This is a genomic window from Peterkaempfera griseoplana, assembly GCF_001418575.1.
Taxonomy (GTDB): domain Bacteria; phylum Actinomycetota; class Actinomycetes; order Streptomycetales; family Streptomycetaceae; genus Peterkaempfera; species Peterkaempfera griseoplana.
In genome coordinates, this window is record NZ_LIQR01000268.1 from 18,586 (window position 1) to 28,182 (window position 9,597).

Genomic DNA, 9,597 nt, shown 5'->3' on the forward strand with positions numbered 1-9,597 from the left:
ACCCAGGGCGCCCCTCACGGCCGAGGGGCGCCCTGCCGCGCTCAGGGGCGGAGGCCGAAGTCCTGCGGGTGCAGTGGTCCTTGCGTGGCCCGTTTGACGTCCGCCAGGTGCTGCTCGATGCGGGCGTTGGCCTCGTCCTCGTTCGGCGATCCGCAGACCACTGTGCGGATCACCCGGGCGCGGGACTCCGCAGGTACGCCCTGGTCTTCCATCGCCAGGTCCGCCAGCGCCAGCGCGCGCCGTAGGAAGACAACGTCGCGGTGGTAGGCGGGGTCCTGAAGATAGGCCCCACTGGCGCCGGGCATGTGGTCGAGGTAGCGGTTGATGATTCCGTCGACGGTGCTCTGGCGGGATCGGGGTGCCTTGTCGGGCATGAGGGTGCCTCCGTGGTGCCCGGGAGTGCTGCTCCACATGGTGTCACGGTTCATCGACAACGCAGTTGTGAGGTTCTGGGGACCTACCCACGCGGAGGGCGTTGTCCCCGGATCACCTTGCGCCGACAAATGCACTGGTCCGGCAAGTCGGATTCCTGGCCACGGGTCTGCTCATGTTCCAGCGCGCGGTGGAACATAGACACGTCCTCTGGCGCAAGACCGGGGAGTGCAAGGACCGCGCGGAGGACACCGGCCCTGTTGTGGAACCGGCACCGTTCTTTTGCCGGCTTCCACTCCAAAGGATGGATGGTGAGCTGGATGCGATGTCGTAGTTCGGCCGGGACTCCCCGGAGTTGGTGAAGAGCCCTGTCGACCCGTGTGTAGAAGTTCCCGTCCATCGCTCCCTTGTGGGGTACCGCCCCACGCCGGGTGAGGACCGCCGGTTTGAGGCCGAGATCTTCGGAGGCAGCGGGCACACCGAGGTGCCTGGCCAGTTCGACGGCGGCTTCGTCCGCGATGCGCTCGACTTGGTCGGCGAGAAGGCGGATCTCGGCCGTGAGGTCGCGCGCGGCGAAGTACCTGCGGTACGGCGCCAGCGCACGAATAGGACCGAGGTCAGGTGGTTCGAAGCTGGTGGGGGTCGGCTGGGGGATCACGGCCTGCCAACGACGGGGTGGCTGCAGGGTTTCTGGGAGCTCCTGCAGGCGTCCCCTAACGGGGGAGAGGTAGGGCCCGCCCGGACGAATTCGGACGGGCCCCAGCAGTGAACGCTCAGGCAGCCGACTGCTCCCACGGCCATGCCGCGTTCCGCCCCGCCTCCAGCAACGGCACCATCCGGAATGCCGCGTCGGTGAGGCCGCCGAAGGTGTGCCGGTTCCCCGCCCCGGACGGACCGTGGCCGGCCTGGTAACCGGCGAGGTTCCACGTGTACACCGGAACGTGTGCCGGGACCTGTGCGCTCGGGTCGCCGTAGTAGTTGTACGACGCCTGCTCGTCGGTGACGATCAGCACCCGGTCGTGGCCCTGGTAGTGCGTGCGGACGGCCTCGGTGGTGTTGGTCCCGCCGAGGTTCCCGAACCGGTCCAGGACCCGCAGCACCGACTCACCCGCCCGCAAGGCCACCGGCCGGCTGGTGGTGCCGAACTCGACCAGGTCCGCGGACTGTGCCCGCTTCGCCACCGCCGTACCGAAGATCGCAGCGGAGTCCGCCCGGTTGAGCTGCGTCTTCTCGCTGATCCCGCCGAACATGGAGCCGGACCGGTCGACCAGCACCAGGGTGCGGCCCGGCAGCGCGGGCACGTTCGCCAGTGAGTACCCGAGGGCCTTCTCCAGCGCGTGCCCCCATCGCAGCGACGGCGCGTGCTTGTACGCGGCGAGGAATCGGAACGGGAACTGCCGCGACCGCGCCACCTGCTCCGGCTCCGCGAGCCGCGCTGCGACCTGCTCGGCCACCTCGTCCGATACGCCAGCCTCGTCGAAGTTCCGCAGGTTCCGCAGCAGCGCCATGTACCCCATGGACGGGATGATCGCCTCCCACGCTGCCTGGTCCATCGGCCCCTGCAGCCACCCGGCCAGGGCCTCCCAGGTGATGCCCGCGTCCGCGAGCCGCTGGGCCCCGTCCGCGCCCTCGACGATGGCCCGGCGCTCGCCGACCGGGACCTGCATCAGGAGCCGGTGCGCGGTGAGCGTCCGGTTCGACGCCGGGGGGACGGCCTCGTCGGGGTTGTGGCGGCGGTCCAGGGCGTAGCGGAACAGGTCACCCTGCCACGCCTTGTCGGGGTGCGGGGTGGCGTGGACGAGGTTGAGGACGTCGCCGAACCGGTAGCCCTTGGAGGCGGTGTCGTACTTCAGCAGGGCCTTGCCGTTGTACAGCCGGGCGACAGCGTCCGCGATGCCCCGCTTGATCGGCTTCGGCACGTTCCGGCCGTACCGGGACGTCCAGTAGGCCAGGAGCTCACCGGGCTCGTCCGGGCGCTGCAGAACGGCGTCGACGACCTGCCGGGAGTGGCCGGCCGCGCCCGCTTCGAGGCGGGCCTTGGCGAACTCCGCAGCGCCCACGAGGGACGCCGTGCGCATGTTGCCCTCACCGCGCAGCCAGCCGAGGAGGCCGGAGGTCCACTCGGGGTCCTCGATGGCGAGCTGGCGGACAAGCTGGGTGTACCGGTCGTCGCGCTGGCCGCCGCGCTCGTAGAAGGTGTCCTGGCCGACCATGTTGGCCACGGCGAGCAGGAAGAGCTCGCTCTTCTCCGAGCGGAGGTGGCCGGTGCCGCCCTCATGGGTGCGGGTGGTCTGCCCGGTGCTGGTCACGGGCGAGGTGACGGACGGTCGGGTTGTGCGGGTGTTGAACCTGGACATGAAAAAGCCCCTCTCTGTGGAGGGGAAGCACTGCATCTGGGGCGCCCGAGATCAGAGTCGGCTACGGGCACGTACGCGCTCTACCAAGCTGAGCCACCAGCCGCCCGTGAGGCGGCTGAGCGGGATTTGAACCCGCGACCTCGTCATCCCAAATGAAGTATCCGTTGCCTGCGCACCGGGCGCCCCCGATGCTTGTGCCTCCCGAGATCAATGACGGCTGCGGTTGAGGCCAGCACCATGCCGAGGTGGGATTCGAACCCACTCGCCCTGTTGTTCAGACAGGAAGTAACTGCGACCTTCGCACCGGGAGGTGCGTTGTGAAGTTGTGCCGTCCGAGGTCGAGACGACAACGCGAGCGCCCACCAACTGGGCAGCAGGCCCAGGGGTGGGCCTGACGGGAATCGAACTCGTGAAGAACGCGTGGTCTTCGCACCGGACGGAAGTCTGTAGTTGTTGTCCAGAGTTCAAGGTCGGCGACGCGGTCGTAAGCGCTCTGGGCCGCTGAGCTACCCCGGCGGGGGAGCCGGAGCCGGGATTCGAACCCGGGTCTCTCTCTTAGCAGGAGAAGAACTCGTCACCTGCGCACCTGGACGGCGGCAACGCTACCGGCTCCTGGTGCGGACTTCCTCTCAATTACTCGATGGAATGAAGGCATTGAGTGAGGCACGCGCGAGGGCACCAGCAGGTCAGCGTGGGTATCCGCGCACTGGAGCCGGTCAACCGGCCAGGGCCTGGGGTCGGCGGACAAGACCTAACCTCGCTCATGGCGGGCCTTCGCCCGGCCGCATCAGCCAGCGGCGATCCGGCTCGCGTCCTTGTCGGCCTTCACCAGTGCGGCGAGCGCATCACGGGCGTCCTGCCGAGTCTGGGCGTTCGGGGCATCCATGGCGGTGCCGTCCTGGGCGAACTGGATGATCGCCCCGTCCGCATTGCCGTTGTCGGTCCGCCAGGCCTCGATGAGGTCGGTGGGCTCGTTGTCGGCGGTAAACAGGCCGTCGGCCTTCCTGAATGCCTCCTGCTTGGTGCCGAACCCCAGGATCGCGACCTGATACCAGGAGGTGAAGCCCGGGGTGCCGACGAGGCGCTGACCCTTGGCGAGCTGGTCGCGGAACCTCTGATCCTCGGCCTTGAGGATCTTCGCCGCCTGCTTCCGGGCCGCAGCCGCGGGCAGCTTCTTGAGCGTTGCGCTCGCCGCGGGCGCCGGTGCCTCCGCGTCCGCGCTCTGGTCGATGCTGATCGTCGACGGGTTGGAATCGACGCTGGTCGACGCGGTCGTGCTGGTGCAGCCGGTGAGGAGGGCGGCTGTGAGCAGCGTGGCGGATGCGGGCAGGGTGGTGCGGCGCATGGTCGTTTGATCCCCCCGGGGTGTGGTGCTGGTCGGGGGACAGCGTGGCAGCGGTTGGGGCGGCATGTGCATAGCGTGACGAGTTCGTTGCGCAGAGTTCGAGAGCGTTCGACGGCCCAAGTGGCGGCGAGATTGTCGGACCGTCATGTCACCATGCCGCTGTGCTGATCAGCTTGGGCCAGGCGCAGAAGGACTTCTTGGACCTCATCCGCGACCCGGTCCTGCCCGTCGACGCTTCCGTGCTGCGCTCGGACTGGTTCCGCCAGCACGGCCACATACTCCTCGGCCCCACCCCGATACGCGGCATCAAAACCCGAGGTCGGTGGTATGTCGACGACCGGGAAGTCCGTGTCGCAGCTCGCGCCATCAACGAGCTGACCATCGACGCCGATGACCTCGTCCCGATACGTATCGACTGGCGCAACCCTGAGAACCACGACTGGCCGTGGCGTCCCGATTGGCGGCTGAGACTGCGGTGGACCATGGTTGCGAGCGCCCTGCAGACCGGGACGCAGGGCAGCTTCCGCGAGCTCTTCGACCAAGGGGAGAAGGCCCGGACCGTCCGCGTCTGGATGCGGCGCCTCACGAACGAGCCCCCACGGCCCTCTGCGGAGACGGATGCCGCCATTGCCAGGGAGCCCCTGGTCCACGCCTGGGCCCTCACCGCCGGCCCCCCGGTACGGACAAAGGGCAGCTGGATGATGCCCCGCACCGTAGTGGATCTCCTGGACCGATGCCAGGCACTGGACGAGCGACTCATAGCCGCCGCCCGGCGCTGCGTCGGCTGCTACACCGACGGGGGCGAAGAAGCATCGTGGAAGTGGCGCGCCGCCACCAGCGATGGCTGGGTCACCAAGTGCCCGGCGTGTGCTGTCGAGGAGTTCCCCGAGTACACCAGCAGGTTCCGCGGTGTCCGATACGACAGCCCGCGCCGGAAGGCCGTCCGGGCCGACGAGTACCGCTGCTGCCTATGCGGAACAACCCGCGCCGCGGTCTGGGACCACTGCCACGACCACGGGTACGTCCGAGGCCCGCTCTGTGCGAGCTGCAACGCATCGGAGTGGGCACACACGCTCAGGGAGGAGCAGGGCCCCTGGCTGAACCGTGCGAACGGTATCGCCCACCTGCTTCGATGCGCCGGGTGCAGCACCGCGAAGATGCTTCCTGACCGGTATCGCGTTGAGGTGGTGCGCCGCCACGTCGAGGCAGAGGCGGGGCAGTGCCGCTGCAAGTCACGGCGGGCCGAGGTCCGAGAGGGCCACGAGGACGCGCTGCTGTTCGCCGTCCGGTGCTTCTGCAACTGGCGAGCTCCGCAGCTGGTGACGATCCCCTTTGCGGAGGCTGATTCCGTGGTCAGGGCCCTGTTGGAGAGTGTGCAGAGCGGCGAGTGACCGGGCCGCGGCCCGGCGGTCACCGCCGACGGCTCGAACCTGACCGGCCGGTCTGCTGGGCCTGCGCGATGGCCGCGGCAACGGACTCGACGGCGGCTGCGAACAGCTGCCGGTTCTCTGGGGCGATGTTGTGCTCGGCGGCGATGACGTCGATGCCCCCAGTGGCGGCGGCCGCCCAGTCCTCCGGGAGATCGAGGTCCTCGGGGCGCAGCGTGCCAGAGCGCAGCAGCATCTCCCGGAAGAGCGCGTGCTGATCGCTGTCGAGGCGCTGCGCGAGGGCGTAGGCGATGGCGCGCTGCGTGCCGATGTCGGGGGCGGTCGTGCCATCCAACGCCCGCATGACCTGGGTGAGCGCGACTCCGGCGTCCTTCGCGAGCTGGGAGCGGCCGCCGGATCGGGCGCCGCTGAGGTTGTAGCCGGCTTGGATGGTCTGCTGGCGTAGCCAGGTGGCGAAGGTGTGCTCGTCGTCCATCGCTGCTCCCTGGTCGTGGCCTGCGGTCCCGAGACTAGCGTGCACGCAAGTTGCAGGCCTGCAAGAGGCCACTGTTCTGCATCTTCGGCCTCAGAGGTGCACTGCTCTGCGAGCCAACTTGCTCGTGAGACACATAACTGCCAGGATTATCGGCAGAGCAAGTAACTAGGTGGCATCACGCCACCAAGCCAATTCGCCAGGGGGACACCCATGCCCGAATTTCGCCTCAGAGCCGACGTCGTCCGCGCCGCAGCCGCCGCCCACGGCGACACCACCGGACGCGACATCAGCGCCCGCACTGGCCTCCACGAGACCACCCTCTCCCACCTCTTCAGCGGCCGCCGCGCCCCCTCACTCGAAGCCGCTATGGCCATCTCCGCCGCCTACGGCACCCCAGTCAACGTCCTCGTCCGCACGGTTGGCCAGCCGGACCCGACCCAGAGTGACGGCTGACCCAGTCAGCAGAACGGCCCCGCCGGAGCGGGGCCGCCAAACTCGGCACCCCCGGTTTCTCAGGCCGGAAAGGGTGCGAAGGAGCTGATTCATCATGGCAGCAGTCGATGCAGCTGCGCAGCCGGTCACGAGCAGCGGTGACAGGTGAGCTACGCGGGGCGCATCAAGCGCGGCCCCATGGCGGCGGATGTCATCGGCCGGAACTTCACCATGCTGCACAACGCCGCCCTGCGGGACCGACGGCTGAGCCGCCGCGCTCGCGGACTCCTCGGCGAGATCTCCACTCACCGGGACGGCTTCGGCATCTCCATCCCCAGCCTGGTCGCGGCGGGACCCGAAGGGCGCGACGCGATCCGGTCGGCGCTGGCCGAGCTTGAGACGTATGGCTACCTCCACCGTCGCCAGGAGCGAGACCCGGAGACCGGCAGGTTGGGTGATGCCGTCTACGAGATCACCGACATGCCTGATGAGCTGCCCGCGATGGCGACGGCCCCGTGGGAGGACGGAGACGTCAGTTGCCCGGAGGTGCGGGATGCTCGCAGGTCGGGCCCGTCGTCGGATTTTCCGTCGTCGGCTCACCCGTCGTCGGTGAATCCACCGCATAAGAAGATCAGTTCCAAGAACACCAGCGGGAAGAAGACTCTCTCTCCGCACACGCCTGACCAACCAGCCCAGCTGCCTACAGCCACATCCGGCACCGAGAGAGAGATCAGTACGCCGCAGGAGAGGCCCACGGCAGCCCAGAGGGCCGTACGCGCGAGCGGCGCCGTACCTCCCGACCAGGAGACCGCCTTCATCGCCTGGGTGCACCAACAGCACCACCCCCGCAGCCCCGCCTGGTGGCGCAAGGCCGCCAACGACCTCGGCGAGCTCGCCGACACCTGGCGCCGCACCACCCAGCCACCGGCAGCCACGTCCGGCCTGCCGCCCTGGTGCGGCGACTGCGGCGACGGCTCCACCGCCGCCCGCACCAACCCCGCCTTCCGCTTCATCCGCCTGCCCAACGACGACAAGGCCCCGTGCCCCGCATGCCACCCCGGTGTCGCCGACACCGCGGCCTGACCCTTCGCCCCTTCGTGGGGACCTCCACCAACCCACCCACCCGACGGCCAGAACACCACCAGCATCAGCACACCGCCACAAACCCACCCCCAGGGGGACCAGCACCATGACCGCCACGCTGCTACGTCCCACCAGCGACCAGGCCCCCGTCGAGTACGCCCTCGTCAACAGCATCGCCGACGACTACGACCCCGAGACCCTGCTGTGGATCGTCTTCCACCGCCCCGACGGCGGCGCCCGCGTCTGGTACGCCTGGACCGCCAGCGGCGAACCCCTCGGGAACCGCATCGACCACGACGCCCGCGCCGGCGGCCTCGACGCCGTCGACTGGCTCGCCATCACCACCCGGCACTGCACCCACCGGACCCGCGGCCGCATCGACATCCAGGTGCATCCGCTGCGGCCCATCCAGGAGGACGTCGCCGCTGGTCGACGGGCGTCCCACGAGGACCGCGACAAGGCCCGCCAGCTCCTCGACGCGGCCTGCGACATGACCGGCCAGCCCCGCCGCCCCGCCGACCAGCACCCCCGGTGGGTCGGAGTCGGCCCGGCCCTCCTCGCCCGCCGCTGACCCGCGGGCCCACACCAGCAAGGAGCACCCCTATGCCCCTCGACGAGCAGTACCTCACCGAGGTCGAGCAGCGCCACGCCGCCGCCGAACGCGGCTGGCACCTCGTCACCGACCCCGAGAACATCTGCCGCTACCGCATCGACGGCGACGGCCCCACCGTCGTCGCGGTCTTCGACAGCGACGACGCCATCGGCGGCACCCCCTCGTACATGACCGAGGAGAACGCCGAGTTCGCCGTCCACGCCCACCGCGACGTTCCCCGCCTCGTCGACGAGGTCCGCCGCCTCCAGTCCGCCCTCACCCGCTGCGCCGACAGCGACGACCCCGCCGAGAAGCTCCGCGCCGAGCTGGAGCTCCAGCGCGTCCAGATGCAGCACCTGCAGAAGGAGAGCAGCGGCGTCCTGCGGTCCCTGGACAAGGCCCGCAGGGCCCTGGAGTTCGCCGAGCGCACCACCATCCCGAACCTCCGCCGCGAGGTCGAGCGGCAGCAGGGCGGCAAGCAGCGGTGGCGGGAACGCGCACTCACCGCCGAGCGCACCGCTCGGTCGGCCGAGACCACGAACCCGGGAGAAGACCAGTCATGAGCTACACCACCCACGTCACCGGCGGGTTCGCCATCACCCCGCCCCTCACCTGGCGCGAGTTCCAGGGCAGTCGGTTCGCATCCGACAACTGGCGCGACTCCGACGTCGTCCTGCGCGTCGACGAGGAGACCGTGGACACCCCGGACGGCCCCCTGCTCCGCCGGACGGCCTCCGCCCTGGTCATGCGCGAGATCAGCGAGTACCGAGCCGACGGCCTCCTCGGCGACGTCCAGGCCGCAGTCGACGCCTTCCCCGGCCACAAGTTCACCGGCCGCCTCAACTGCGAAGGCGAGGAGGCCGGCGACCTGTGGCGGGTCGTCGTCCGCGACGGCCGCGCGACCAAGGTCGAGCCCCGGATCGTCTGGCCCGACGACGAGACCCCCGAGGCGCAGCGGTGACCGGCAACCGCGCGGACGCACGCTTCCCCACCCCCGTCGAAGTCCGCGCCGTCGAAGGCGACCAGGCCCACGTCGTGGTCGTCGGCTGGCACATCGCCCGCAGCATTGGCGTCCCCCTCGCCCCGATCCTTGAAGCCACCGGTCTCACCGCAGCGCGGTTGCCCGGGCGGTGGCTGGAAGCCGAGGCGAACTGCTACGCCGAACACGCGGAGGACCTGGTGCTCAGCGGCATCACCATTGCCCCTGACCTCCCGGTCGGCTGGATGGAGCCCGACCAGTGACCCGCCCTCTTCTCCTGATCGACATCGACGGACCCCTCAACCCCTACGCGGCCAAGCCCCACCGGAGGCCCGAGGGCTACCAGACCCACCGGATGAAGACCGGCTCGTGGGTCGCCCGCCACCACAAGCCCCCGGCCTACGTGAAGCCGCTCCGCGTGTGGCTGAACCCCGCCCACGGCCCGGCGCTGCAGGCGCTGCCGTTCGACCTCGTGTGGTGCACCACCTGGATGCACGAGGCCAACGAATGGATCGCCCCGCACCTCGGCCTGCCGGAACTGCCGTACATCCAGTTCCCCGACGACCAGCTGCTC

At 69.6% G+C, this 9,597-nt stretch carries 11 protein-coding genes, 1 tRNA gene and 1 pseudogene; 8 read left to right on the top strand and 5 right to left on the bottom strand.

Annotation, left to right across the window (positions count from 1 at the left end; all coding sequences use genetic code 11):
- Positions 1–41: 41 nt before the first annotated feature.
- From AOK09_RS20405 to AOK09_RS20420, 4 genes are all read right to left on the bottom strand, one after another.
- Positions 42–374 (bottom strand): hypothetical protein, encoded by a 333-nt coding sequence (locus AOK09_RS20405; protein WP_055588658.1) that lies wholly within the window; start codon positions 372–374, stop codon positions 42–44.
- 771 nt (positions 375–1,145) lie between these two features.
- On the bottom strand, positions 1,146–2,729 hold the full coding sequence (locus AOK09_RS20415) for a TROVE domain-containing protein (protein WP_055588660.1): 1,584 nt from the start codon (positions 2,727–2,729) through the stop codon (positions 1,146–1,148).
- Between the two features lie 518 nt (positions 2,730–3,247).
- A tRNA-Ser gene (locus AOK09_RS40255) sits at positions 3,248–3,342 on the bottom strand.
- A gap of 174 nt (positions 3,343–3,516) precedes the next feature.
- Positions 3,517–4,074, bottom strand: a complete 558-nt coding sequence (locus AOK09_RS20420; protein WP_055588661.1) for a hypothetical protein — start codon at positions 4,072–4,074, stop codon at positions 3,517–3,519.
- 161 nt (positions 4,075–4,235) lie between these two features.
- Here AOK09_RS20420 and AOK09_RS20425 point away from each other — a divergent pair, with 161 nt between their 5' ends.
- A complete protein-coding gene (locus tag AOK09_RS20425; protein WP_055588662.1) occupies positions 4,236–5,465 on the top strand; it encodes an endonuclease domain-containing protein in 1,230 nt (409 codons plus the stop codon).
- Between the two features lie 19 nt (positions 5,466–5,484).
- Here the strand turns inward: AOK09_RS20425 and AOK09_RS20430 are convergent, their stop codons facing one another.
- Entirely contained in the window at positions 5,485–5,937 is a 453-nt protein-coding gene (locus tag AOK09_RS20430; RefSeq protein ID WP_055588663.1) for a hypothetical protein, read from the bottom strand.
- Between the two features lie 210 nt (positions 5,938–6,147).
- Between AOK09_RS20430 and AOK09_RS20435 the strand changes: the two genes are divergently transcribed.
- The 7 genes and pseudogenes from AOK09_RS20435 to AOK09_RS20465 form a co-directional block, all read left to right on the top strand.
- Positions 6,148–6,390, top strand: a complete 243-nt coding sequence (locus tag AOK09_RS20435) for a helix-turn-helix domain-containing protein (RefSeq protein WP_055588664.1) — start codon at positions 6,148–6,150, stop codon at positions 6,388–6,390.
- A gap of 144 nt (positions 6,391–6,534) precedes the next feature.
- Positions 6,535–7,452 (top strand): helix-turn-helix domain-containing protein, encoded by a 918-nt coding sequence (locus AOK09_RS20440; RefSeq protein ID WP_055588665.1) that lies wholly within the window; start codon positions 6,535–6,537, stop codon positions 7,450–7,452.
- A 106-nt stretch (positions 7,453–7,558) separates the two neighbouring features.
- The gene (locus AOK09_RS20445; RefSeq protein ID WP_055588666.1) at positions 7,559–8,023 is read left to right on the top strand and encodes a hypothetical protein; all 465 of its coding nucleotides are present in this window, start codon (positions 7,559–7,561) and stop codon (positions 8,021–8,023) included.
- Positions 8,024–8,055: 32 nt separating this feature from the next.
- The gene (locus tag AOK09_RS20450) at positions 8,056–8,607 is read left to right on the top strand and encodes a hypothetical protein (RefSeq protein ID WP_055588667.1); all 552 of its coding nucleotides are present in this window, start codon (positions 8,056–8,058) and stop codon (positions 8,605–8,607) included.
- Positions 8,604–9,005, top strand: coding sequence for a DUF6205 family protein (locus tag AOK09_RS20455; RefSeq protein WP_055588668.1), 402 nt, complete (start codon positions 8,604–8,606; stop codon positions 9,003–9,005). Before AOK09_RS20450 ends, AOK09_RS20455 begins: the two co-directional genes overlap by 4 nt.
- Positions 9,002–9,286: a hypothetical protein gene (locus AOK09_RS20460; protein WP_055588669.1), complete on the top strand. Its 285-nt coding sequence runs from the start codon at positions 9,002–9,004 to the stop codon at positions 9,284–9,286. Before AOK09_RS20455 ends, AOK09_RS20460 begins: the two co-directional genes overlap by 4 nt.
- Positions 9,283–9,597, top strand: a pseudogene (locus AOK09_RS20465) (hypothetical protein); the annotation flags it as partial. The gene AOK09_RS20460 and the pseudogene AOK09_RS20465, both read left to right, overlap by 4 nt.